Source organism: Thalassovita mediterranea (genome assembly GCF_001458435.1).
Lineage (GTDB): Bacteria > Pseudomonadota > Alphaproteobacteria > Rhodobacterales > Rhodobacteraceae > Thalassobius > Thalassobius mediterraneus.
In genome coordinates this window covers 23444-43561 of sequence record NZ_CYSF01000006.1, presented here as the reverse complement: position 1 = coordinate 43561, position 20118 = coordinate 23444, and the positions used below count along the sequence as shown (strand labels likewise).

General features: G+C 60.3%; 21 protein-coding genes. 7 read left to right on the top strand and 14 right to left on the bottom strand.

Features of this window, described 5'->3' with window-relative positions; all coding sequences use genetic code 11:
• Window positions 1-2: 2 nt before the first annotated feature.
• The 4 genes from TM5383_RS04175 to TM5383_RS04160 all read right to left on the bottom strand — a co-directional run bounded on the left by TM5383_RS04175 (window position 3) and on the right by TM5383_RS04160 (window position 2179).
• A complete protein-coding gene (locus tag TM5383_RS04175) occupies window positions 3-464 on the bottom strand; it encodes an RDD family protein (RefSeq protein ID WP_231725028.1) in 462 nt (153 codons plus the stop codon).
• A 116-nt stretch (window positions 465-580) separates the two neighbouring features.
• On the bottom strand, window positions 581-1024 hold the full coding sequence (locus tag TM5383_RS04170; protein ID WP_058317794.1) for a DUF2852 domain-containing protein: 444 nt from the start codon (window positions 1022-1024) through the stop codon (window positions 581-583).
• 115 nt (window positions 1025-1139) lie between these two features.
• A complete protein-coding gene (locus TM5383_RS04165) occupies window positions 1140-1607 on the bottom strand; it encodes a YbaK/EbsC family protein (RefSeq protein WP_058317793.1) in 468 nt (155 codons plus the stop codon).
• The gene (locus TM5383_RS04160) at window positions 1604-2179 is read right to left on the bottom strand and encodes an NAD(P)H-dependent oxidoreductase (RefSeq protein WP_058317792.1); all 576 of its coding nucleotides are present in this window, start codon (window positions 2177-2179) and stop codon (window positions 1604-1606) included. Before TM5383_RS04160 ends, TM5383_RS04165 begins: the two co-directional genes overlap by 4 nt.
• 125 nt (window positions 2180-2304) lie before the next feature.
• On the opposite strand from TM5383_RS04160, the gene TM5383_RS04155 reads away from it, so the two are divergent.
• Complete coding sequence (locus TM5383_RS04155; protein WP_058317791.1) at window positions 2305-5091, top strand: bifunctional [glutamine synthetase] adenylyltransferase/[glutamine synthetase]-adenylyl-L-tyrosine phosphorylase; 2787 nt, start codon at window positions 2305-2307, stop codon at window positions 5089-5091.
• Between the two features lie 11 nt (window positions 5092-5102).
• A complete protein-coding gene (locus TM5383_RS04150) occupies window positions 5103-5393 on the top strand; it encodes a hypothetical protein (protein ID WP_058317790.1) in 291 nt (96 codons plus the stop codon).
• Between the two features lie 59 nt (window positions 5394-5452).
• Here TM5383_RS04150 and eda read toward each other — a convergent pair whose 3' ends face one another.
• Window positions 5453-6091, bottom strand: coding sequence for a bifunctional 4-hydroxy-2-oxoglutarate aldolase/2-dehydro-3-deoxy-phosphogluconate aldolase (gene eda, locus TM5383_RS04145; RefSeq protein WP_058317789.1), 639 nt, complete (start codon window positions 6089-6091; stop codon window positions 5453-5455).
• A gap of 23 nt (window positions 6092-6114) precedes the next feature.
• Entirely contained in the window at window positions 6115-7923 is a 1809-nt protein-coding gene (gene edd, locus TM5383_RS04140) for a phosphogluconate dehydratase (RefSeq protein WP_058317788.1), read from the bottom strand.
• A 271-nt stretch (window positions 7924-8194) separates the two neighbouring features.
• On the opposite strand from edd, the gene TM5383_RS04135 reads away from it, so the two are divergent.
• The 3 genes from TM5383_RS04135 (at window position 8195) to TM5383_RS04125 (ending at window position 10689) form a co-directional block, all read left to right on the top strand.
• Window positions 8195-8878: a DUF6778 family protein gene (locus TM5383_RS04135; RefSeq protein ID WP_058317787.1), complete on the top strand. Its 684-nt coding sequence runs from the start codon at window positions 8195-8197 to the stop codon at window positions 8876-8878.
• A 68-nt stretch (window positions 8879-8946) separates the two neighbouring features.
• A complete protein-coding gene (locus TM5383_RS04130; protein WP_058317786.1) occupies window positions 8947-10143 on the top strand; it encodes an RSP_2647 family RNA methyltransferase in 1197 nt (398 codons plus the stop codon).
• A gap of 6 nt (window positions 10144-10149) precedes the next feature.
• On the top strand, window positions 10150-10689 hold the full coding sequence (locus TM5383_RS04125) for an RSP_2648 family PIN domain-containing protein (RefSeq protein ID WP_058317785.1): 540 nt from the start codon (window positions 10150-10152) through the stop codon (window positions 10687-10689).
• Window positions 10690-10737: 48 nt separating this feature from the next.
• Here TM5383_RS04125 and TM5383_RS04120 read toward each other — a convergent pair whose 3' ends face one another.
• The 6 genes from TM5383_RS04120 to TM5383_RS04095 all read right to left on the bottom strand — a co-directional run bounded on the left by TM5383_RS04120 (window position 10738) and on the right by TM5383_RS04095 (window position 16888).
• Window positions 10738-11427, bottom strand: coding sequence for a M48 family metallopeptidase (locus TM5383_RS04120; RefSeq protein ID WP_058317784.1), 690 nt, complete (start codon window positions 11425-11427; stop codon window positions 10738-10740).
• A 52-nt stretch (window positions 11428-11479) separates the two neighbouring features.
• Window positions 11480-12940 carry an alkaline phosphatase D family protein gene (locus TM5383_RS04115; RefSeq protein ID WP_058317783.1) on the bottom strand — a complete coding sequence of 487 codons (1461 nt, stop codon included), beginning with the start codon at window positions 12938-12940 and terminating at the stop codon, window positions 11480-11482.
• Window positions 12941-13005: 65 nt separating this feature from the next.
• Window positions 13006-14190 carry a vWA domain-containing protein gene (locus tag TM5383_RS04110; RefSeq protein ID WP_058317782.1) on the bottom strand — a complete coding sequence of 395 codons (1185 nt, stop codon included), beginning with the start codon at window positions 14188-14190 and terminating at the stop codon, window positions 13006-13008.
• Between the two features lie 11 nt (window positions 14191-14201).
• Window positions 14202-14369: a hypothetical protein gene (locus TM5383_RS16835; protein ID WP_058317781.1), complete on the bottom strand. Its 168-nt coding sequence runs from the start codon at window positions 14367-14369 to the stop codon at window positions 14202-14204.
• Window positions 14366-15745 carry a DUF2927 domain-containing protein gene (locus TM5383_RS04100; protein ID WP_058317780.1) on the bottom strand — a complete coding sequence of 460 codons (1380 nt, stop codon included), beginning with the start codon at window positions 15743-15745 and terminating at the stop codon, window positions 14366-14368. Before TM5383_RS04100 ends, TM5383_RS16835 begins: the two co-directional genes overlap by 4 nt.
• A gap of 303 nt (window positions 15746-16048) precedes the next feature.
• A complete protein-coding gene (locus TM5383_RS04095) occupies window positions 16049-16888 on the bottom strand; it encodes an AAA family ATPase (RefSeq protein WP_058317779.1) in 840 nt (279 codons plus the stop codon).
• Window positions 16889-17080: 192 nt separating this feature from the next.
• On the opposite strand from TM5383_RS04095, the gene dksA reads away from it, so the two are divergent.
• On the top strand, window positions 17081-17503 hold the full coding sequence (gene dksA / locus TM5383_RS04090) for an RNA polymerase-binding protein DksA (protein ID WP_058318374.1): 423 nt from the start codon (window positions 17081-17083) through the stop codon (window positions 17501-17503).
• 140 nt (window positions 17504-17643) lie between these two features.
• Entirely contained in the window at window positions 17644-18834 is a 1191-nt protein-coding gene (locus TM5383_RS04085) for an FAD-dependent oxidoreductase (protein ID WP_058317778.1), read from the top strand.
• 41 nt (window positions 18835-18875) lie between these two features.
• On the opposite strand, the gene xth is transcribed toward TM5383_RS04085, so the two are convergent.
• Together xth and TM5383_RS04075 are read right to left on the bottom strand one after the other, a co-directional pair.
• A complete protein-coding gene (gene xth / locus TM5383_RS04080) occupies window positions 18876-19694 on the bottom strand; it encodes an exodeoxyribonuclease III (RefSeq protein ID WP_058317777.1) in 819 nt (272 codons plus the stop codon).
• Window positions 19695-19762: 68 nt separating this feature from the next.
• Complete coding sequence (locus TM5383_RS04075) at window positions 19763-20098, bottom strand: HesB/IscA family protein (RefSeq protein WP_058317776.1); 336 nt, start codon at window positions 20096-20098, stop codon at window positions 19763-19765.
• Between the last annotated feature and the right edge of the window lie 20 nt (window positions 20099-20118).

Sequence of the window (20118 nt, the reverse complement as noted above, 5' to 3'; positions counted from 1 at the left end):
GCTTAGGCGCCAGCGGCCTTGTTGATGGCAACGGTGCCCAGAATATGGTCGGTTAGGCCCTGACCGCGGGCAGTGGTCAGCATCAGGACAATCGAAATCACCTGCAAGATCGCCAAGGCAAAGGAAACCGTCAGACCAAAGGTGTGCAGAAAGGCGGTCATCAGATCGAAGCGTTCACCATCTGCGCGGCGGAATTCGATCGCAAAGACTCGCATGCCCAATGTGGCCGAGCCCCCTGTCAGCGTCACCACACGGTAGGCAAAACCCACAACCAACATCAGGAACGGAAAGAAAAACAGGCCGGTGAAGGCCGTGAACGGTACGACCAGCACAGTGATCAGCGCGATCATGACTGTGTCCAGCACCCAGGCAAAAAAGCGCTTCATCGGCACGTCGCTATAGAACTCGGGCTGGGTTTCAGGATCGGGCAGGGCCCATTGGGAGGTGTGCATCGAAGGGTTCATTTCAGGACCGTCAGAATTGAAAGGGGCAGGGGCAAACGGGGTAAAAGAATGGGGCCGATCAGATGATCGACCGGCCCACAATAGCCCGAGGGAGGTCAGGCGTCAGCCTATGACGTTCAGGCAGGTTCGCCTTCACGGGTTTCTTGTTCCGCAGCGGCGGTTTTGGCTCGGTCGTCCATGAACTGGTCGAACTCTGCCTTGTCTTTGGCATCGCGCAGACGCTTCAGGAAGGCTTCAAACGCCTCTTGTTCCTGTTCCAGACGGGCCAGCGTGTCGGCCTTGTAGGCGTCAAAGGCGCTGTTGCCGCTGGGACGGGTCGCGCTGTGGCCATAGTGGCTGCGGCGGCTGTGACGGCAGGATTTCTTGAACATTTGCTTACTCCAGATCATGTAGAACAACAGGGCCAGACCAACCGGCCAGAAAAAGATGAACCCCAGCACCATCGCGGCGATCCAGGCGCCTTTGCCTTTGTCGTCCAGCCAGTTTTCGGCACGGGCCAGCCAACCAATCGGGGCGCTTGCAGGGGCGGCGTCGCGGGGGGAATAGGCGGCGGTTGTCATCACTCTCTCCATGTGTTGTGTTTTGGTGTATGTTAATCTCTTTCACATTAAATAGATTGGGATTGCGGGTGTGTCCTGCAAGAGGTGATGTAAATCTTTTTTACATTTATGTGATTTAGACTGTGAAATCAGCCTGTTGCGCACCGGTGAGGGGGGCTAATATCTGCGGATCTAGTGCAAAAATATGATGCGGCGTGCCCGCTGCGGCCCAAATCACCTCAAACTCCAGCAAGCGTGGATCCAGAAAGGCACGGATTGGGTTCAGATGTCCCACCGGCGCGACGCCGCCAATGGCAAAACCTGTCTGCGCACGGATCAATGCCGCGTTCGCCTTGCCCAATGGTTCTCCCGCTAGGGCGCTGGCCTTGTCCGCGCAGACCTGATTGCCGCCTGCGGTCAGGAACAACAGCGCCTCACCGCTGTCTTCGCCGCGAAAGATGATGGATTTGGCGATCTGGTCCAGATGACACCCAGCCGCCTCTGCCGCCTGCGCGGCGGTGCGGGGCAGACCCAGCTCCTTGATCTCGACATTCACACCGGCGTCTTCCAGTGCGCGTTTGACACGTTTCATGCTCTTGCTCATGGGCGGCTCCATCTGTTGATCTGGCGGGTGATGCGGGTTTTGAAACTGCTCAGGCGTGGCTCTGTGACGGTTTCGGCCCCATATAGCGATAGCATGGTGAACCGCGCCTTGGGCGCGCAGGGTTTTAACAGCCCCCATTTCAGTACGCGATATAGCGGGCGACGCATCACCAGCCGGTCGACCCATGCCGGGCCCCCGAGTGTGGTGATCACCAACACCTCTTGCAACTGGGTCAGACGCGGATGCAGGGCACCAGCGTCCACGTCAAAGGCTATACTGGGCAGGAAGGACCGATCTACCCAACCCTTTAGCATGGCAGGCATCCCCGACCACCATGTGGGAAAGATCAGGACCAAGGCTTCCACACCTTGTAGGTCGGCATCATCCACATGCGGTCCCGTATTGTAGCGGGCCTGTTCATCCTCACTCAGGCAGGGGGCATACCCCTCGCCGTAGAGGTCACGCAGGGTCACATCATGGCCGCGTTCACGCAGATACGTCACCGTATGGTCGGCCAGATGCGCGGACAGGCTGTTGCGGTTTGGATGGCACAGAATGCAAAGGGTTTTCATGGACCTCGGCCTTGTTCAATCGGTCCGATCTAACGCCGCGGCGCGCGGACGAGCAAGGGGCAACCATCGGGGATGCTGCGCTTTGTCCTCTTGACGGCTCGGTTGTGCCGTGGCCATTTGACCCCATGACTTTTGCCGCACGTATCACCCGCCAACCTGTTGCTTTTGATCCCGAACTTGGCGCAGAGGCGCTGGAGCAGCTGCCTGACATGGGATCAGAGGTCAACGCGCTGTTCCACGCCGTTGCAGGCTGTTCGCCCTATCTGAAAGGCCTGATGGCGCGAGAGGGCGAATGGATCGCCGCCGCCATGGCGGATCCAGAGGCGGCGGTGGCCACAGAACACGCCACCCTGCGCGAAACCGCGCCGGATCAGCTGGCGGATGCGCTGCGGCGGGGCAAGCGGCGGATCGCGCTCTTGTCCGGTGTGGCGGATTGCGGCGGTGTCTGGCAGTTGGAACAGGTGACAGGCGCGCTGACCGATTACGCGGATTTGGCCGTGCATCTGGCCCTGCGCGCCACCATCGGGGCAGAGATCAAGCGCGGCAAACTGCCCGGCGCGGTGGCTGAGGATGCGGAACGTGCAGGCGGTATGGTGGCGTTGGCAATGGGCAAGATGGGCGCGGGGGAATTAAACTATTCCTCAGATGTGGACCTGATCTGCCTGTTCGATGAAACGCAGTTTGACCGCGACGATTATCACGACGCCCGCGCCTCTTTCGTGCGGGCCACGCGGCGGATGTCCACCATGCTGTCGGATCTGACCGCCGAAGGCTACGTCTTTCGCACCGATCTGCGCCTGCGCCCCGATCCAGCGGTGACGCCGGTGTGCATGGCGATGGCAGCGGCGGAAACCTATTACGAAAGCCTGGGCCGCACATGGGAACGCGCCGCCTATATCAAAGCGCGTCCTTCTGCCGGTGATCTGGATGCAGGCGCGCGGTTCCTGCACACGCTGCGCCCGTTCGTGTGGCGCAAACACCTTGATTTTGCAGCGATTCAGGACGCCCACGATATGCGCCTGCGCATCCGCGAACACAAAGGTCTGGGCGGCGCGCTGGATCTGGCGGGCCACAACATCAAACTGGGCCGTGGCGGCATCCGAGAGATCGAATTTTTCACCCAAACCCGACAGTTGATCGCCGGTGGTCGCGACACCGACCTGCGGGTGCGCGGCACGGTACCGGGGCTGGCGGTGCTGGCTGACAAGGGCTGGATCACGCCAGAGGTAGCGGAAAAACTGACCGATCATTACCGGTTCCACCGCACCGTCGAACACCGTGTGCAGATGGTCAACGACGCCCAAACCCATGCGCTGCCGAAGTCACCGGAAAACATGCAGCGTCTGGCCTGTTTCCTTGGCCGTGACCGCGCCGAGTTGGAGGCGGAGCTGCGTCAGCGGTTGGAAGAGGTGCATGGCCTGACCGAAGAGTTTTTTGCCCCCGATGCCGCCGATCCCCGCGCGATTGAGGAAGAGGTGCATTTCGACCCCGAGGTGATCCGCCGCTGGGGCAGCTACCCTGCCTTCCGCAGTCCCCGCGCGGTGGAGATTTTTGAACGGATCAAACCGCGTCTGTTCAGCCAGTTGCAACGCTCTGCCAAACCGGATGAGGCGTTGATCGCATTGGACGGCTTCCTGTCGGGGCTGCCTGCGGGTGTGCAGCTGTTGTCACTGTTTGAGGCGAACCCGCAGCTCATCGACCTGCTCGTCGATATCGTCGGCACCTCGCCGTCTCTGGCGACGTATATTTCGCGCAATTCTGGTGTGTTTGATGCGGTGATCGGCGGATCGTTCTTTGCCGAATGGCCGGGCCGCGCCGCGCTGGAGGAGGAGCTGGCCGCACGTCTGGTTGCCGATCCCGACTACGAAAACAAACTGGATCAGACGCGGCGTTGGTCCAAGGAATGGCGGTTCCGCATCGGTGTGCATCACCTGCGCGGGCTGATCAATGGCGATGAGGCGGCAGAGCATTACGCCGAACTGGCAGAGGCGACGCTGGCTGCGCTGTTCCCCGCCGTAGCAGCGCAGTTTGCGCTGAAACATGGGCCGCAGCCGGGGCGCGGGGCGACAATCCTTGGCATGGGATCGCTGGGCGCTGGGCGGCTGAACGCCAATTCGGATCTTGATCTGATTGTGGTCTATGATGCGGATGGAGTTGAGTTTTCCGAGGGGCGTAAGCCTTTGGCTGCGCGGACTTATTACGCGAAGCTGACACAGGCGATGGTCACGGCGGTGACTGCGCAGATGCCGCAGGGAAGGCTCTATGAGATCGACATGCGCCTGCGTCCGTCGGGCACGCAGGGGCCGGTGGCAACCTCGCTCACATCGTTTCGCGATTACCAGATGGGCGAGGCGTGGACATGGGAACACCTGGCCCTCAGCCGTGCCCGTGCCGTTGCCGGATCAACTAAGGTCGCGGATGACGTAGAGGCGGTGCGCCGCGCGGTGCTAGATTTGCCCCGCGAAACAGGAACACTCTTCAGCGACGTGTCTGAAATGCGCGACCGGATCGCGGCGGCGAAGGGGCCAGCGGGTCCTTGGGATGCCAAAGTAGGTGCAGGGCGTTTGCAGGACATTGAGTTGCTGTCGCAGGCGCTGGTGTTGGCTACGCAGTCAGACACGCGGTCAACCCGTGACGGTCTGCTGGTGGCGACCACTGCGGGTCTGCTGGCGGATGAGGAAAAGGAACGGCTGCTTATGGCCCATGATCTGTGTTGGACGGTGCAGATGGTGAACAAGCTGATCAGCAACACCCGCCTAGACCCGCAGGACATGGGCGAGGGTGGCCGCGAAATGCTGCTGCGCGAGGCGTCTGAACCCGCGCTGGACGTGCTGGAGGCACGGCTGGCAGAGGTCACGGCAGAGGCGGCAGCGGTGGTTGAAACTGTTTTGCAGCGAAACATAGCGGCATAAGGAGCCACGTGATGAGCAACGCAAATCCCGGCGATCCGCTGGATCACAAAGGTCTGATCCGCGAAGCCTATCGGATTGAGGGTCTGACACTGGAAGAAGCACGTTCGATCTTCCTTGATTGGGCGCTGAACCTGCCGCTTGGGCAGGATCAACAGGCTGCGGCGGCGGATCTGTTGGCACGCTATGGTGCTGATCAGCCGGACAACCCGATGAGTGCTGTTTTGGAAGAGGCCAAAACGCCGACCAGCCGCGCAAAGCGGCGTGGCGGCTGGCGTGGTCGTCGCCCAGAAGAGGCATCCTGAGGCGCCTAAGTTACGGTATTTGAAAGAAAATGAGCGGCGATTTTTCCGCCGCGCATTCGTTATCCCAGCTGAGCGGCCTTTGCCGCTAGTGCCTCAATCCCAGACCAGTCACCTGCTTGCACCATAGCCTTGGGCGCAACCCAGCTGCCGCCGACGCAGGCGGTGTTGGGCAGGTTGAGGTAGTCCATCGCATTATCAGGGCTGATGCCACCCGTGGGGCAGAACAGGATCTGCGGCAGCGGTGCGCCGATGGCTTTCAGCGCGGGGGCGCCACCGTTTGCCTCTGCGGGGAAGAACTTCTGCACGCGGTAGCCGCGTTCCAATAGCTTCATCGCTTCGCTCGACGTGGCAGCGCCGGGTAGCAGGGGTAGGCCGATGTCTTCACACGCATCCAGCAAAGCATCTGTTGCACCGGGCGAGACAGCGAATTGCGCCCCCGCCTCTTTTGCGGCTTCGGCATCGGCGCGGGTCAGCACGGTGCCTGCGCCGACAATGCCGCCCTCCACCGTGGCCATTTCGCGGATCACATCCAGTGCGGCGGGTGTGCGCAGTGTCACCTCTAGCACCGGCAGGCCACCGGCGACCAATGCGCGAGCCAGATCGGCAGCGCTGCTGGCGTCATCGACCACCAAAACAGGGATCACGGGCGCGGTACGGCAGAGTTTTTCAGAAAAGACGCTGGCGGCTTCGGGTGTCATATCAGTGTGTCCTATCTTAACGCTTAAACAACGACGCCTGCGCCGTCTTCGGCATTGCCAACCAACTGGCGGAAGGGGGCGAACAATTCGCGCCCGACGCCGTGGCCATTGTCACTTAGGTCCGGCGTGCGGGCAGGGCGGTCGGCAAATCCTGTGGTCAGGTTGTCAAGCGTGCCTGCGCTTGCGTCCACGCGGATCAGATCGCCATCCTGCACCTTGCTTAGCGGCCCTGCGCCCAAGGCTTCGGGGCTGACATGAATGGCGGCGGGTACCTTGCCCGATGCACCGGACATGCGCCCGTCAGTGACCAGAGCCACCTTCAGCCCGCGATCCAGCAGCACGGCGAGGGTCGGCGTCAGATTGTGCAGTTCCGGCATGCCATTGGCGCTGGGCCCTTGGAAGCGGACGACAACAACGGTGTCTTCGGTAAATTCACCCTTTTGGAACGCTTCTTTGACCGATGCCTGATCCTCAAACACCCGCGCCTTGGCCTCCACCACATGCAACTCGGGCGCCACGGCGGAGACCTTCATGATGCCGCGTCCCAGATTGCCCTCAAGCTGTTTCAATCCACCGGAGGGCTGGAAAGGATCGCTGGCAGGGCGCAGGATCTTGGCGTTCAGGCTGTCACGTGGACCGGCCTCGTAGGCCACCCGCCCGTCGCGCAGCTTCGGTTCCTGCGTATAGAGATTGAGGCCGTCCCCCGCGGTGGTTTTCACATCCTCATGCAGCAGACCGGCCTCTAGCAACTGGCCGATCATATAACCCAGACCGCCCGCCGCGTGAAAATGGTTCACATCCGCCAGACCGTTTGGATAAACCTTGGCCAGCAGCGGCGTCGCGTTGGACAGTTCATCAAAATCCTCAAGCGTCAGCAGAACACCCGCCGCCCGCGCCATCGCGGGCAGGTGCAGGACGAGGTTCGTCGACCCACCCGTTGCCATCAGCCCCACGATGCCGTTCACAAAGGCCCGTTCATCAAGGATTTGCGACACCGGACGGTAATCATTCCCCAGCGCGGTATTGGCCAGTGCAGCCTCAGTTCCCGCAACAGTCAGCGCGTCGCGCAATGGGGTGTTTGGGTTCACAAAGGACGCGCCGGGCAGGTGCAGGCCCATAAACTCCATCAGCATCTGGTTGGAGTTGGCGGTGCCATAGAATGTGCAGGTGCCGGGGCCGTGGTAACTGGCCATTTCGGCCTTCATCAGCTCATCCCGACCGATGTTGCCTTGGGCAAATTCCTTGCGTACGCGGGCCTTTTCATCGTTGGGCAGACCGGATGTCATCGGACCCGCAGGCAGGAAGACACCGGGGATATAGCCGAAGGTGGCGGCGCCGATGATCAGGCCCGGCACGATCTTGTCACAGACGCCCAGATAGAGGGCCGCATCAAAGGTGTTGTGGCTCAGCGCCACGCCGGTTGCCAGTGCGATCACATCACGCGAAAACAAGGACAACTCCATCCCCACCTGTCCCTGCGTGACCCCGTCACACATCGCAGGCACACCGCCTGCCACCTGCGCCGTGGCACCGTTTTCACGGGCAGTAGCTCGGATCAGATCGGGGAACCGTTCAAAGGGCTGATGCGCTGACAACATGTCATTGTAGGCGCTGACAATACCAAGGTTCGGGGCGCGCCCCTCGGCCAGTCGGTTCTGATCAGCCCCCATCGCCGCATAGGCATGTGCCTGATTGCCACAGGTCAGATGAGCGCGACGCGGGCCTTCTTCGGCTGCCTGTGCCATGCGCGACAGGTAGGTGCTACGGCTTTTATGGCTGCGTTCACGAATGCGGTCTGTGACCCTTGCGACGGTATCGTTCAGCTGGGGCATGGGATCCTCTTGCTTCCTTGGTGCGTCTGGGTAACGCGCGGGGTTGCTCACCATATGTCATGTTAGCGATAACATTTCAACTGTTCTTGCGGTAAAAATAATCATAACCGCGCAGGGTGAATGCTGGGCGCATGCTGGCAATATGTCTGCACAGTCTGGATACGTAAACACCCCGCGAAGGTCCAGAACGCGCCCCAATTGTGCCCGAATTCCCTGTCAACTTTTAGACAAATCACAACAACGGGCAGGGGACGCCCCGAGGAGTAGGCAGATGAAAAACTTTGGACTTGCAGCACTGATCGCGTTTGGATTTGGCCTGTCGGCCTGTGCCACTGTAGACACCGCCAGCCGGAACGCACCGATTGAACTGTCGCAGATCAACGCACCCGCAGTACAGCCTGTGCAACAACTGGTGGCTGTTGAGGATTACAACATCAAGGTATCGCGCCAGCTGCGTGTGTCCGAAGCAAACGTATACTATCCGCTGGGCGATATCGTCTGGCGCGGTGAACCGATCGGTGACCGCCACGCGCAGGTAGCACGGATTTTCCAATCCTCTGTTGAGCACGTGAAGGCTGAAAATGCCGAAGGCGCGCTGCCCGTTATTGTCGACATCGACGTCAAACGCTTCCACGGCATGACTGAAAAAACCCGCTACACTGTGGGCGGCGTCCATTCGATCACCTTTGACATGACTGTGCGCAATCCGCTGACTGGCGCTGTTCTGGTGCCCACCCGCGAAGTGAGCGCCGACCTGCGCGGTTATGGTGGCAGCCGGGCCATTCAGGCAGAACATCAGGGCATGACACAAAAGGTGCGTATTACGCGTCACCTGGCCAATATCATTCAGCAGGAACTGGCTGCGCCAGGTTCCGCCGGCACAGAGATCACCGAATTGGTCGACGGTTTGGAAACCAACTTTGCCCCAGTGGGTGAGGATGCCGTTCGCCTCTAACACTGGCAAGGTGACGAACAGCGCCAACAGGCCTTTCGCAAAAGAACAAACACAGGTAAGAGGGCGCCATGACAGCGCCCTCTTATTCCGTGATCCGCCTAAAACCCAAAGCCAACGCCCGCGCCATCCGTCGCGGCTTTCCTTGGGTTTATGACAATGAACTTGTAACCGACCGCCGCACCAAAAAGCTGGCCGCCGGGTCCCTCGCCGTATTGGAAGAGGCGGACCGCACCCCGCTGGGGCTGGTGGCGGTGAACCCTAATTCCAAAATCTTTGGCCGAATGCTGGACCGCGACCCGAACGCGGTGATTGATCAGGCTTGGTTTGCCGCCCGCATTGGCAAGGCGCTGGACATGCGATCTCGCCTTTACGCTGATCCCTTCTACCGCCTTGTCCATGCAGAGGCTGACGGTCTGCCCGGTGTGATCATCGACCGCTTCGGTGACACCGCAGTGGTGCAACCCAACGCGGCTTGGGCTGACGTGCATTTCGACGCGCTGGAGGCGGCGCTGATCGACACCACGGGCGTCAAGAACGTGATCAAGAACGCCTCGGGCCGCGCCCGCAGCCTTGAAGGGTTGGATGACGTGACCGCCACCACCACGGGCACGGCCCCCGATGCGCCGGTAGAGGTGCCGATGAACGGCGCGATTTACATGGCCGACCTGACAGGCGGTCAAAAGACAGGTCTGTTTTTTGATCAGCGCCCGAACCATGCCTTTGCTGCGTCTTTGTCGCGCGATGCCAAGGTTTTGGACGTGTTTTCTCATGTCGGTGGCTTCTCGCTGGCAGCACTGGCTGGCGGCGCTTCTTCGGCGCTGGCGGTGGACGGGTCCGCTGCCGCGCTGGAACTGGCCGAGGCTGGTGCCAAGGCCGCAGGTTTTGGTGACCGTTTCGCCACCCGTAAAGGCGATGCCTTTGATACCCTCGCCAAATTGGGAGAAGAGGGCGAGACCTTTGACGTGGTGATCTGCGATCCGCCCGCATTCGCGCCCAACAAGCAATCGTTGGAGGCAGGCCTGCGCGCCTATGAACGCATCGCGCGTTTGGCGGCACCGCTTGTGCGGCAGGGCGGCTATCTGGGCCTGTGTTCCTGTTCCCACGCGGCAGAGGTAAACAAGTTCCGCGTTGCCTGTCTGCGCGGCCTTGGCCGTGCGGGGCGCGCATCGCAGCTGCTGCACACTGGCTTTGCGGGACCGGACCATCCGCTGATGCCGCAACTGGCCGAAAGCGGCTATCTGAAATCGCTGTTCTTCCGCCTCTGACCGCGCATGAAGGTTCTGCTGGACACCTGCGTGATCTACCCCACCGTAATGCGGGAGGTGCTGCTGGGCGCCGCCCGCGCGGGTCTGTTCACGCCGCTCTGGTCGGACCGCATCCTTGAGGAATGGGCGCGCGCCGCGCGTAAGCTTGGCCCTGAAGGGGAGGCGCAGGCGCGTGGCGAGGCGGTGCTGGCCACAGCCGCATGGCCCAAGGCCGCGGTCACTTGGCCGCCCTCGTTAGAGGATCGCCTGTATCTGCCGGATCCTGCGGACACGCATGTTTTGGCCGCTGCCATCGCCGGATCGGCGGACCTGTTGATCACCATGAACGCCAAAGACTTCCCGCGCCACATTCTGGCAGAGGAGGGTCTGGCGCGACAGGATCCGGATGGCTTCCTCTGCGGTCTGACCCAAGCACATCCGGGCATCATGGCAGACGTTGTTGGACAGGTCCGCGAAACCGCCGAACGCCTGTCGGGTGAGTCATGGACAACCCGCGCCCTGATGAAAAAGGCGCGCCTGCCACGGCTGGGCAAGGCGCTGGGTTAAGGCGTCACCTGCGCCTTTCAACGTTCTGAAAATACTCAAAAACGACGCTTACGCCTCAACGCCCCATTTCGCCTCTAGCGCCTCAATCGCCTTTACCCGTTCCTTGGTCTTCGGATGGCTCAACAGCCACGCAGGGGTGCCGTTACCGGCGCTTTTGGTCAGTGCTTCCAGCTTCTGAAACAGCGATTTCTGCGGCGCGGTTCCGATGCCGGATTTGGTTAGCAGGGCGGCGGCGTATTCATCTGCCTCATACTCATCGCTGCGTGACAGACGCGCGGCCAAGAGCGTGGTCAGCGCGTTGGCGATCATCGCGCCGAAACCGGGGATGAAGCGTGACAGCACCATGGCCAATGCCGTGCGCAGGGCGTTCTGGCCGGAAAAATCAATCATCCGCCGCCGCGAATGGCCAAGGGCGACATGGCCCAGTTCGTGGGCAATCACGCTGGCCAGTTCTTCGCCGGTGACCTCACCATTCTGGAACTTGCGATAAAACCCGCGGGTGATGAAAATCCGCCCATCCGGTGCCGCCAGTCCGTTCACCGGATCAATCTCATAGATATGCACCTTGATGCGCGGCAGCTCCAGCGCGGCGGCCATACGGTCGTTCAATGCGCGCAGTTTCGGGTCCATCAATTCGGTGGATTGTTCATCCAACTGACGCGCGGTGCGCCATGCGGAAAAACGGTACATCGCCAGCCCGTATAGCAGGGCGAGGAGGATCGGGGCAAATTTCAACATGCCTCAGATATGGGGCGTTTAGGGCGATGTGGCAAGGGAGGGCGCGGCGGGATCAGATCGGCAATTCTGGTGATCTGCCGCTGTCCTCAAGCGCCCAACTGGCCGACCATGCACCAGCGTCGTTTTCCAGCACCAGATAGTTGCGCTGGTTCACGTAGCGGCGCGGCTGGCCAGGGATGTGGCGGATGCGGATCGGATGGCCGGGCAGGGGACTGTCACCCAAACGGGCCAATGCGTCCAGAATACGCGCCCATGCGCCGGGCGGGGCGCGGTGCGAGATGCCAGAGGCCACCAGTTGGTGCAGCGTTTTATCATCTGACAACGCCATTTCCGCGCGGGTAGCCAGATGGATTTCACCGGACAGCACTGTGACCTCCTGATCCTCGACCTCAGCGATCTGTCGCATCAGCCGTAGCATCCGCTGCCAGCTGCCACGGTGCGCGCGGCTTTGCCATTGGTCGCGCAGGTCATCTTCGTATTTCTGCATCGACGGGATGGCGACCATCAACGCCTCTAGCACCGATAGGCGCGGACCGAGCAGTGGGACAGAGGACATAACAAGCGTACGCCCGCCGCTGGGCGCTCCGGCGGCGTCCTGCATCATTTGCCATCCGCCATCGCCCATCACCTCACGGCGGCTGCGTTCGGATCGAAGGTCGGGTGCCAACAGGCGCAGGCCCGGCGCGTCAATCTGCCAGCCAAGGTGCAGGGCCTTTTTATCTGCAAAACGGCGCGGCAGATCGTCATCGTTACAGCCGTGCTGGAACAGCAGGGCCACCTCACGCGCCACCTGAAACAGCAATTGGCCAACAGGCGAATAGGTGCGGGATCGGCGTAGTGACCCCCAGCCATCACAGATGTCGTGGTCATCCCATTGCATCAGCGATGGCACACGCGCCGCTATGGCAGCGTATTCCGGTCCGGCCAGGATCGACAGATAGCGTTCCAGAAACCCTTCGCGCAGGTGATGGCGCAGGCTGTCCAGATCAGCGCGGCTGGGATCGCGGGGCAGGCTGTCGGGCCAGTCCTCGCTCAGCTCGTGGCCCAGCGTAACTTCATCCGCGTAAACTTGATCGCCGCCATGCAGTAGCAGGGAAAAGGGCGCCGCGTCATGGTCATCCACCAAACGCGCCCACATGGCGTTGCGTTCTGCGCCGTCGCGGCTCAGGTCGCCGTGCTCTTCGCCGTTGCAGGACACATAGGCGATCCGCATCGCGCCTTCAGGACATCCGGCGAGGCCAAATATCTGGCCCTCCCAGCGGTAGGTGGAGGGCTGAGTCGCAGGGCGGCGGAACCGGCAGCGCCATAGGGTTACGTGATCGAAATCCGCCAGAATTTCTGGTGCCACCTCAAATCCGTCAATCACAACGGGAGACACAACAATGCCGTTTGGCGCGACAAACAGTGCGGCCAGATGCATTTGGCCGTCACGCAGATCATCCAATGACAGGAAGGGCCCCAGAACAGTGCTGAGCGTTGCAGAAAGCGGGGCAAAGGGGGCAGAAATGTCCATTGGGGCTTGACGTAAGGTCCGTTCAGGCGCGGTTCAAGGGCGTTAGTGCAGAAATCGGGCCAAGTTTAACGGCCCAGTTCCTTCATCCCGCGCTCGATCCCTTCCAGCGTCATCGGCACCATGCGATCCTCAAAAATGTCGCGGATCATCTGGATGGACTGGGTGTAGGGCCAGTGCTGTTCTGGCACTGGATTGATCCAGACGTGATCGGGCCATTGTTCGCGGGCGCGTTCCAGCCAAGTTTGACCGGCCTCTTCGTTCCAGTGTTCATTGGCCCCGCCGCGATAGGCAATTTCATAGGGCGACATAGAGGCATCCCCGATAAAGATGCATTTGTAGTCCGACCCGTAGGTGTGCAGCACGTCCCATGTCGGGGTCTGTTGATCCCAGCGGCGGCTGTTGTCCTTCCACACGCCCTCATACAGGCAGTTGTGGAAGTAGAAATGTTCCAGATGCTTAAACTCGGACTTGGCGGCGGAAAACAACTCTTCCAGCACTTTGATGTGGGGATCCATCGACCCGCCGATGTCCAGAAACAGCAGCACTTTTACTGCGTTGCGTTTTTCAGGCCGGGTTTGCACATCCAGATAGCCATGTTCTGCGGTGGCGCGGATGGTGCCGTCCAGATCCAGTTCATCATTCGCGCCATCACGCGCCCAATTGCGCAGGCGTTTCAGCGCCACTTTGATGTTGCGAGTGCCCAGTTCGACGTCGCCATCAAGGTTGCGGAACTCACGCTTGTCCCAGACCTTGACCGCGCGTTGGTGGCGGCTTTCTTTCTGGCCGATGCGCACACCTTCGGGGTTGTAGCCATAGGCCCCAAAGGGGCTGGTCCCAGCGGTGCCGATCCACTTGTTGCCGCCCTGATGGCGTTTTTCCTGTTCTTTCAGCCGCTCTTTCAGGGTTTCCATCAGCTTGTCAAAGCCACCCAAGGCCTCAATCTCGGCCTTCTCTTCGTCGCTGAGGTGCTTTTCAGCCAGCTTCTCCAGCCAGTCACCGGGAATATCCACGGCGTTCAGAACATCGCCCAGCTGAATGTTTTCCAGCCCCGAAAACGTCGCGGAAAAGGCGCGGTCGAATTTGTCGAGGTTGCGTTCATCCTTCACCATCGCGACGCGGGCCAGGTAATAGAACCCATCCACATCATAGGTGACCAGCCCTGCCTTCATCGCCTCTAGAAAGGTGAGGTGTTCGCGCAGCGACACGGGAATGCCCGCCTTGCGCAGATTTTCAAAGAAAGGCAGGAACATCGAAAATCCCCTTACACTGCGGCGCGGTGGATGATGATGGTGATAAACAGGCCGATGATGGAAAACAGGATCGCGTAGGCGGCTGCGTATTGCAGCATATCCTTGGTCTGGCCTTTGCGCCGTTTCGCCAGCGATGCCCCAAAAAGAAGCCCCAGAACCAGTCCTGCAATTACGATCATAAGCGCCCGTTTCCTCTCTTGAGCGGGTTGAGGGTCGCAATCTCCTGCGCCTTGGCCCGCACTGCCGCGTCTGAGCCAAATCCGTATCGTGCCCAGCCCAGACTGTCCAGCCTGACCAAACGGGCCTCGGCCGTCAGGCCTTTGAGATCCAGCGCCTCTGCACGTAGCAGCATAAGGGTGGAAAGCAAGGCCGCGTTTTCGTGTCGTCGCGCAACGTTAAGATGGGGTCCGATCAGGTCTAGCGCCGCCTGCGCGCGTCCCTCTAGCAGGGCATAGGCCGCCAATTGCTGCGCGACTTGTGCGCGGTGCAGTTCAGCGCCTGGTGTTTGGGCGTAGTAACGTTGTGCCGCTAGGAAATGGGACAGGGCAACGTCAGGGTCACGGCTTTGGACCACGCGGCCCAGAGCATAATGGGCAAAGGCGCGGCGGTGGTCTTCCCATCCTGCGGTGCGGGCGATGTTCACGGCTTTTTGCGCGTTGGCCAGACGGGCTCCTTTGCTGGCGCCGGGACCTAGCGCGGTCTGGATCGCGTCGATCCATGCGCGCGGTGTGTCGCTGCGGCGTAGGGCGCTTTGGTTTATGCCAGCAGGGTTCAGGCGGGCCAGAATATCCGGCAGACGGCGGGCCACTTCGGCGCGGCTCATACCAGTGCGCAGTTCCGGCGCATAAAAGGCCCGCAGCACCAGCATGTCATACCCGGTCAGAACGGTATGAACGTTATCGTCGTTAAAAACGCTGTCAGACAAACGATATAGATCGTTGAGCGGCCCCAGCGCTTGTGCCAGCTCTTCGTGTAGGCAATCGCGCATTTCCTGCGGCGGTGTATCGACAGGCAAGAAAATCGCCAGCTTTTGGCGGTTCTGCAGGCGCGTCCAATCGGTGCGGGGGCTGCGTCGCGCACCAGCGTATTCGGTAAGACTGGACACGTTAGGGGCAACAAAACAGGCTGCCGAGGGCAAGAAACGTCGGATTTGCGCGTGTTGGACCGCCTCAATCGTGATTGTGGCGGCGCCGGATTGCACCAGCGAAATGTTCAATCCAGCTTCGCGCCTTAGACGCCCCAGCAGGTTTTCCAACTCCATCGACAGGCTGATCGGCGCGGGGCCTGTCAGGCGCACCGTGATCGGACCTTCGACGCGCGTGAAAGTGCTAAGTGAGCTGCCGGATTCCAGTTCGAAAGCCAGGTCAAGAATATCGCGCGCCAGATCGCGGTTTGACACTGACGGCGGCAGGGCGCTTTGGCTCCGAAATGTTTTCATCGGGGGCAGCATGGGCACCGCTTCGGTGGCCGCGCGACTGGGCTGCTCGACCGGTGCAGTGGCCATGCACGCCCCCAGGCCCAGGCACAAGGGCACAACGGTTAGGAAACGGATCATGTAAATTCACCCCTTCTTGGGCCAGAAAATAGGCCCATACACACATTTAACACACAGCAGCGGGGGCATAATGGCACTCTCTCACTCAAAAAACATCACCTAATCAGTTTCCCGTCATGACTTTGCCGGGACTAGGGCAGACTAGGCGGGATTTGGGGCAGAAATGGGGCTTTAGAGCGTGTGTTTGGAAACAATAAACCACGTTTGTTGCGGACGCGTTAACCCAGATCACAGCATGTCAGTAGAAACGAAACACCCCGCCGATTGGGCGGGGCGTTTGTGTTTGGAAATGGCCTTGGACGCTTAGCGTTGTCCACGCGCCATGAAGGCGAGGCGTTCGAACAGATGCACGTCCTGTTCGTTTTTCAGCAATGCGCCATGCAGTTTCGGCAGCGCATTGGCGCCGTCACGGCGCAGATCCTCGGCATCCAGATCTTCTGCCAAGAGCAGCTTCAGCCAATCCAGTACCTCAGAGGTCGACGGCTTCTTCTTCAATCCACGGGTTTCGCGGATTTCATAGAACTGCGTCAGCGCGGTGGTCAGCAGCTGTTCTTTGACGCCGGGGTGATGCACCTCAACGATTTTGCGCATGGTGTCGGCATCGGGGAACGAAATATAGTGAAAGAAGCAGCGGCGCAGGAAGGCGTCCGGCAGCTCTTTTTCATTGTTCGAGGTGATGATGATCACCGGACGATGCTTGGCCGTGACCGTTTCGCCGGTCTCATATACGTGGAAGGCCATCTTATCCAATTCCTGCAACAGGTCGTTGGGGAACTCGATATCCGCTTTGTCGATTTCATCGATCAGCAGGACCACTTTCTTGTCGGCTTCAAACGCCTGCCAAAGCTTGCCCTTTTTGATGTAGTTTTTCACATCATGCACGCGCTCGTCACCCAGCTGACTGTCGCGCAGACGGCTGACGGCATCGTATTCATAAAGGCCCTGCTGCGCCTTGGTGGTGGATTTGATGTTCCATTCGATCATCTCCAGACCCAATGCGCTGGCGACCTGTTTCGCCAGTTCGGTCTTGCCCGTGCCCGGCTCACCCTTGACCAACAGGGGGCGTTCCAGTGTGACGGCCGCGTTTACGGCAACGGTCAGGTCTTCGGTTGCCACATAGGCGTCGGTTCCTTGGAATTTCATCCGGTCTGTTCCATCTCTGCTACTTAGGCGTTTCGCGTTTGGGGGGACACTAGCGCCATGGCGGGGCCACTTCAATCTGGGGCGTTAAATGACGTGACATTCCTACGCCATTGGGATAGACCGCGCATCGGGAGGCGCCATATGTCAAAGGATATAGCGTTGGCAAAATTTGGCCTTGATGAGGGAATTGAGATGAAGGCGGAAACCTTTATTTCCGGCGATTATCGTCCTGCAGAGGACGAACCGTTTATGAATGATAAGCAGCTTGAGTATTTTCGACGCAAGTTGCTGAACTGGAAAGCAGAACTGCTGTCTGACACCCGCGACACGATCGAAGGTTTGCAGGACGGAACACGTAACATCCCTGATGTTGCCGACCGCGCCAGCGAAGAGACCGATCGTGCGTTGGAACTGCGTACCCGTGACCGCCAGCGCAAGCTGGTTGCCAAGATCGACTCGGCCCTGCGTCGTATCGACGAAGGCGAATACGGCTACTGTGACGTGACCGGCGAACCGATCAGCCTGAAACGGCTTGATGCGCGTCCGATTGCCACCATGAGCCTTGAGGCGCAGGAACGTCATGAACGTCGCGAAAAGGTACATCGCGACGACTAAACCGATCTGACAGATCGGGTTTGGTAAACGGCAGGATATGATCTTGCACCGCGCGGTTTGTCTGATTGGCAGGGCGCAAGGCACACAGATTGTAAACGCCGGGGCGTCGCCTCGGCGTTTGGCATTTCAGGGTGAAAAGAATGAGCCTTCTGGGCATGAAAATCGTGGTGATCGGTGGCGGCATCGGTGGTCTGGCGGCGGCTCGCGCCTGCGCGTTGCGCGGCGCTTCGGTCACGTTGCTGGAACAGGCTGATGCGATCCGCGAGGTGGGCGCTGGGCTACAGATCAGCCCCAACGGTTTTGCTGTTCTGCGTGGCCTTGGGCTGGGGGATGCGTTGGTGCGCGACTCGGTCCAGGGGCAGGCGGTGTCCTTGCGCGACTACCAAAAGGGCGAAGTGTTGCGTTTGGACCTGACCCGTCTGGACGATCAAAGCTACTTTTTTGTGCATCGCGCTGATTTGGTAGACATTCTGGCGCGTGGCGCCCGCGAGGCGGGGGTGAAAATACGGCTTCTGCAAAAGGTGAAAACGGTTCATCCGGCCACCTTGGATCAGTCAGCGCGCGTCTGTTTGGCAAATGGCAGCCATATGGAGGCAGACCTGATTATCGGTGCAGATGGTTTGCATTCTGTTGTGCGTCCGGTGCTGAACGGGGCGGACAAACCGTTTTTCACCGGTCAGACCGCATGGCGCGCAACCGTGCCCAATACGATGGGGCGCGGCCCCGAGGCGTGGTTGCACATGGCCCCGGGGCGCCATTTGGTCAGCTATCCGCTGCGCGATGGAACGCTCTTGAATTTGGTCGCCATTCAGGAACGTACGGATTGGTCAGAAGAGGGTTGGGCGCATCAGGATGATCCTGACAATCTGCGCCGCGCCTTTGCCGATTTTGGCTCCGAGGCGCAAAAAATGCTGGCTGCGGTGGACGACGTGCACCTCTGGGGTCTGTTCCGCCATCCGGTGGCGCAGGTCTGGCAGCAGGGCAACTGCGCCCTTGTTGGTGATGCCGCCCATCCCACCCTGCCGTTTCTGGCCCAAGGCGCCTCTATGGCGCTGGAGGATGCCTGGGCCTTGGCCGATGAATTGGCCGCGTCAGAGGATGTACCCTCCGCACTGGCCGCCTATCAGGCCCGCCGTCAGCCGCGCGCGACCAAGGTGATCAACGCCGCCAGTGGCAACGCATGGAAATACCACCTGCGCTTCCCGCCTTTGCGTTTTGCCGCTCACACCGCGCTGCGTTTAGGAGGGCGTTTTGCGCCTGACAAAATGCTGCACCAGTTCGATTGGCTTTACGCACATGACGAAACCGCAGGGCCGACAGCAGTCGTCTAAGTGGCAATTGTCGGGCGTTTACCTGCGCGAAGCGTGATAGATCACAGATCCAGTTCAACCCAGACCGGCACGTGATCGGATGGCTTTTCACGGCCGCGCACTTCTTTGTCGATCTGACAGTCCAGCAGCAGATCCGCGCATTGCGGGCTGAGAAGGAAGTGGTCGATGCGGATGCCGTCATCACGGTTCCACGCGCCTGCCTGATAATCCCAGAAACTGTAGTGCCCCGCGCCAAAAGTGCGGCTGCGAAACGCCTCGGTAAAGCCGAGGTTCAGCAGTTTGCGCCACATTGCGTGGCTCTCAGGGCGGTAGGCCGCGTCCCCTTCCCAAGCTTGGGGGCGTTTGGCATCCTCGGCCTGTGGGATGATGTTGTAATCGCCGGCCATCAGGAACGGCGCTTCTTCGGCCAATAGCTGCTGGGCACGCGCATGCATCCGTTCCATCCAGCGCAGTTTGTAGGCGTATTTGCCGCCCGGCACCGGCTGGCCATCCTCGGTCAACTCCACCGGATTGCCGTTTGGCAGGTAGAGGTTGCAAAGACGTACCGCCTGTTTGCCCACCACCGTGGCCTCAATCCAGCGGGCCTGTTCGTCCGCCTCATCGCCATCTGCCAGAATGGGCAGGCCGCGCGTCACATCTTCGAGCGGCAGTTTCGACAGGATCGCAACCCCGTTGAAGCTTTTCTGGCCGTGGGTGACGACGTTATAGCCTTTTTCCTCGAACATTTCGCTCGGGAAGGCTTCATCAACGGATTTGATTTCCTGCAACAGGGCCACATCGGGTTGGGCTTCATCCAGCCAGTCGCTCAGCGCATTGATCCGCGCTTTGATGCCGTTGATGTTGAACGTGGCGATTTTCATGCGCTGGGCCCTCCTGTTGCCCCCTGTCTATGCCTGACGCAGGGCAGGGGGTGCAAGCAGGTAAGACCTCACATCGAAAAGGAGGTGCCGCAGCCGCAAGAGGATGACGCATTTGGGTTGTCGATGACAAACCGCGCGCCGATCAGTTCTTCGGTGAAATCAATGGTCGCGCCGGTCAGGAACGGTAGGGAAATTGCGTCCACAATCACCTTTTCGCCCGCACCATCACCGCTGCCCTCTAGTACCAGATCGTCGTCGGCGGGTTCGTCCAGCTTGATCTCATACTGAAACCCGGAACAGCCGCCGCCCTCAACAGCGACGCGCAGCGCCTGACCTTGGGCGCCAGCGCCAATTTCGGCAAGGCGGGCAAAGGCACGGTCGGTCACATTGGGGGGCAATTGCATGGTCGTCGCTCCGGATCTGT

Bases quoted from the DNA above. Each gene is read 5' to 3' on its own strand.
- TM5383_RS04175 (WP_231725028.1), bottom strand. From the start codon at position 464: ATGAACCCTTCGATGCACACCTCCCAATGGGCCCTGCCCGATCCTGAA.
- TM5383_RS04170 (WP_058317794.1), bottom strand. From the start codon at position 1,024: ATGACAACCGCCGCCTATTCCCCCCGCGACGCCGCCCCTGCAAGCGCC.
- TM5383_RS04165 (WP_058317793.1), bottom strand. From the start codon at position 1,607: ATGAGCAAGAGCATGAAACGTGTCAAACGCGCACTGGAAGACGCCGGT.
- TM5383_RS04160 (WP_058317792.1), bottom strand. From the start codon at position 2,179: ATGAAAACCCTTTGCATTCTGTGCCATCCAAACCGCAACAGCCTGTCC.
- TM5383_RS04155 (WP_058317791.1), top strand. From the start codon at position 2,305: ATGACTTTTGCCGCACGTATCACCCGCCAACCTGTTGCTTTTGATCCC.
- TM5383_RS04150 (WP_058317790.1), top strand. From the start codon at position 5,103: ATGAGCAACGCAAATCCCGGCGATCCGCTGGATCACAAAGGTCTGATC.
- eda (WP_058317789.1), bottom strand. From the start codon at position 6,091: ATGACACCCGAAGCCGCCAGCGTCTTTTCTGAAAAACTCTGCCGTACC.
- edd (WP_058317788.1), bottom strand. From the start codon at position 7,923: ATGCCCCAGCTGAACGATACCGTCGCAAGGGTCACAGACCGCATTCGT.
- TM5383_RS04135 (WP_058317787.1), top strand. From the start codon at position 8,195: ATGAAAAACTTTGGACTTGCAGCACTGATCGCGTTTGGATTTGGCCTG.
- TM5383_RS04130 (WP_058317786.1), top strand. From the start codon at position 8,947: ATGACAGCGCCCTCTTATTCCGTGATCCGCCTAAAACCCAAAGCCAAC.
- TM5383_RS04125 (WP_058317785.1), top strand. From the start codon at position 10,150: ATGAAGGTTCTGCTGGACACCTGCGTGATCTACCCCACCGTAATGCGG.
- TM5383_RS04120 (WP_058317784.1), bottom strand. From the start codon at position 11,427: ATGTTGAAATTTGCCCCGATCCTCCTCGCCCTGCTATACGGGCTGGCG.
- TM5383_RS04115 (WP_058317783.1), bottom strand. From the start codon at position 12,940: ATGGACATTTCTGCCCCCTTTGCCCCGCTTTCTGCAACGCTCAGCACT.
- TM5383_RS04110 (WP_058317782.1), bottom strand. From the start codon at position 14,190: ATGTTCCTGCCTTTCTTTGAAAATCTGCGCAAGGCGGGCATTCCCGTG.
- TM5383_RS16835 (WP_058317781.1), bottom strand. From the start codon at position 14,369: ATGATCGTAATTGCAGGACTGGTTCTGGGGCTTCTTTTTGGGGCATCG.
- TM5383_RS04100 (WP_058317780.1), bottom strand. From the start codon at position 15,745: ATGATCCGTTTCCTAACCGTTGTGCCCTTGTGCCTGGGCCTGGGGGCG.
- TM5383_RS04095 (WP_058317779.1), bottom strand. From the start codon at position 16,888: ATGAAATTCCAAGGAACCGACGCCTATGTGGCAACCGAAGACCTGACC.
- dksA (WP_058318374.1), top strand. From the start codon at position 17,081: ATGAAGGCGGAAACCTTTATTTCCGGCGATTATCGTCCTGCAGAGGAC.
- TM5383_RS04085 (WP_058317778.1), top strand. From the start codon at position 17,644: ATGAGCCTTCTGGGCATGAAAATCGTGGTGATCGGTGGCGGCATCGGT.
- xth (WP_058317777.1), bottom strand. From the start codon at position 19,694: ATGAAAATCGCCACGTTCAACATCAACGGCATCAAAGCGCGGATCAAT.
- TM5383_RS04075 (WP_058317776.1), bottom strand. From the start codon at position 20,098: ATGCAATTGCCCCCCAATGTGACCGACCGTGCCTTTGCCCGCCTTGCC.